Origin of the sequence: Caballeronia sp. (assembly GCF_049581465.1) — a bacterium.
Classification (GTDB): domain Bacteria; phylum Pseudomonadota; class Gammaproteobacteria; order Burkholderiales; family Burkholderiaceae; genus Caballeronia.
In genome coordinates this window covers 1-2,414 of the sequence record NZ_JBAUSA010001369.1, presented here as the reverse complement: position 1 = coordinate 2,414, position 2,414 = coordinate 1, and the positions used below count along the sequence as shown (strand labels likewise).

2 protein-coding genes are annotated in these 2,414 nt (G+C 60.0%); both read right to left on the bottom strand.

Annotated elements, in window-relative coordinates; genetic code table 11:
• Positions 1 to 165: 165 nt before the first annotated feature.
• Positions 166 to 651 carry a molybdopterin-dependent oxidoreductase gene (locus WCA53_RS33110; RefSeq protein ID WP_423921959.1) on the bottom strand — a complete coding sequence of 162 codons (486 nt, stop codon included), beginning with the start codon at positions 649 to 651 and terminating at the stop codon, positions 166 to 168.
• Between the two features lie 5 nt (positions 652 to 656).
• The gene (locus WCA53_RS33105) at positions 657 to 2,294 is read right to left on the bottom strand and encodes an ATP-binding domain-containing protein (protein WP_423921956.1); all 1,638 of its coding nucleotides are present in this window, start codon (positions 2,292 to 2,294) and stop codon (positions 657 to 659) included.
• Between the last annotated feature and the right edge of the window lie 120 nt (positions 2,295 to 2,414).

The window sequence follows — 2,414 nt, the reverse complement described above, 5'->3', positions numbered from 1 at the left end:
GCTGTGCGCCGTCCCAATAGAAACCGTCGTAGGGCATGCCGAGTTGCTGGCTCGATTGCTTCGCGAGCAAGCCGGAATACAGCACATAGCCCACGCCAGCCACTGGCGGAGCGAGGGCTAGCATTAGCATCAGCACATTCTTGAAGCGCCGCAACGGCAAGTGCATCATCTGATGACCAGCGCCTTGACCTGCCACACGAACTGGGCATCGGCGCCTGCACCGGTGAACTCGCTGGGGTACGCGTCGCGCGGATAAATCAGGAATAGCGGGCCAAAATCGCTCACTTTCAGACGCTTTCCATTCATGCTGTACGCGAGAATTGCGCCGTATTTAACGGCTTGCGCGACGGGCACGGTGTGCGAATAGTCATCAAGCGTGCGCAACTCGCATCGGTCGCCGCGAGCGTCGGCCAATGCGAGAACGTCGCTGAGCAGAGGACCCGTGAAGGTGGACTTCGGGGTCCAGGTAGTCGAGGTCGTGATCGAATGCGCCTGCAGTTTCAGCAGGTCCGCTTCGGTGAGATGCCACGCAGTGCGATCCGCGTTGTTCGCGTGACCGATGTTGCCCTCGACATCGAGCGCAAGCGGCGCTGCATTTGCAGAAAATGGTGCGTAGGCGAGCACGAGCGCCACGATTAGTTGACGGAACATTGTTTTCAACCCTGTTCGTCGAATGCGAGCGCTGCGCGCTCCGACGCGACCACGATCAGCTTCATGGTCGCGCGCGTGGCGCCGACAAAAAACTTGCGCGCGACTTGTTCATCGAAGACGTCGAAGTCGATTTCAGTCAATATCACGCAAGGTGCGGATTGCCCTTTGAACCGGTAGATCGATTCGAGCAGGACGTCGCCTTCCCGATACTCTGGATTCCCGAATAAATCGTAGGATCCCGTGAAACTGCGCAAGCGATGTGGCCCGAGGTGTTCCATCGAGATCAGCACCGAGCCTTCGCGGCCTCTGAACGACAGCACGGCGATGTCCTGTTTGCGGTAGCCGAGTGCGAGTGCCTGTGTAATCGCGCGCTTGGTCGCCTGGATGACTTCGTCGGGGTGACCGTTTTCATAGGTGGAAACACTGACTTCCGAGCCGTCGAACGGACTGCCGGCATCAAGGCGCACGTCGCGCCCGACGATCCGGCGGATATACGCCAGCAAGTCACGCGGGCTGCGGTAGTTCGTGGTTTCGCGCAGCGTGGTCCAGCCGGGGAGCGGTACCGACTCGCGAAAATACAGATTTTGCATGGGATCTTCGAGCCACCACCATGCGCCGTCCGGCTTGAGCAAACGCGCGAGCGCGTCCACCCATGCAGCATGAAAATCCTGGCCTTCATCGACGATCAGGACGTCGACCTTCCACTGTTCGCCGATCTCCGCGTTTGCGAAACGTTCTTCAAGTGTGGCGAACGCATTGGGCTGGGTGAAGTCGGGCGGACTGCCGGCGTCGCGGGCCACGCTTGCACTGAGTTGATGATAGTTCGCGATGCGCGCTTCCTTTGGCGCGACCAGGCGGATATGGTCGGCTAGCGGCCGGTTGAAGCACACGTACATGACGCTCTTGCCTTGAGCGACGGCATCGCGCATGACTTGCACGGCCAATTGTGTCTTGCCCGATCCGGCTGTTCCGATCACGCGCAACCTGAAGGGTTTGAATTCGAGCCGCCGCGCCCAGGTCGCGAGACCTCCCGAGAGCCGCGTGACGAGCATGTCGGCCTGCCCGACGAGCGCGTTGGTGTCGGGTGTGAGCGCGAGTTCGTCGGCGAGGAAATGGTGGATGCGCGTGGAGGCTTCGAACGGGCGCTCATCGGGCGGGAGTATGTCGAGTACGACTGAAGGCAGCTTCGCCTTGCGGCTGGCATCGACGATTCGTGCCTCTGGAACGCCTGCGATCGATGCGTCCTTCACGGTGTAGTCGGGGCAGTACAGGAGCTCTTCGATCCGGTACGTTCCTGCGCCGAATGCGGCCGTAAAGCGGCGATGCAGATTTTCGACCGTACGCGCGAGCTGGATGGCTACGTTGCGTTCTTTCTGCATGTAGACCTTCATCAGCCCTGCGGGCGTCTCACGCAAGAACCCTGCCTTTTGTTCGATCACCAGCACGCGACCGGAAGGTGCAACCACGACGAAATCCGCTTCGCCGAAAACCGAGAAACCTTCGTTGATGCGAGTCCAGTGAACCCCGTGATAGACGGTGTAATCGTCGGGAAGGTTCGAGAGCAACGCGAGCGTATCGAGTTCGCGCACGGCGGCGCCGGTTGCTTCGAGATTTTTCCAGTCGTCGGGGATGATTCTAGCCATCTTTGCCTTGGTGTGTTCACGTCATTGTAGCCGCACACTCACCGCCAGCAGAACCGCCCCTCCCCCAAATTACTCCGCGAAGTCGTACTTTCCACCTCGCTCCAAAGCCCTCTGATACCC

What these genes read in the sequence shown, in the direction of transcription:
- WCA53_RS33110 (WP_423921959.1), bottom strand. Translation starts at nt 651, where the DNA reads ATGTTCCGTCAACTAATCGTGGCGCTCGTGCTCGCCTACGCACCATTT.
- WCA53_RS33105 (WP_423921956.1), bottom strand. Translation starts at nt 2,294, where the DNA reads ATGGCTAGAATCATCCCCGACGACTGGAAAAATCTCGAAGCAACCGGC.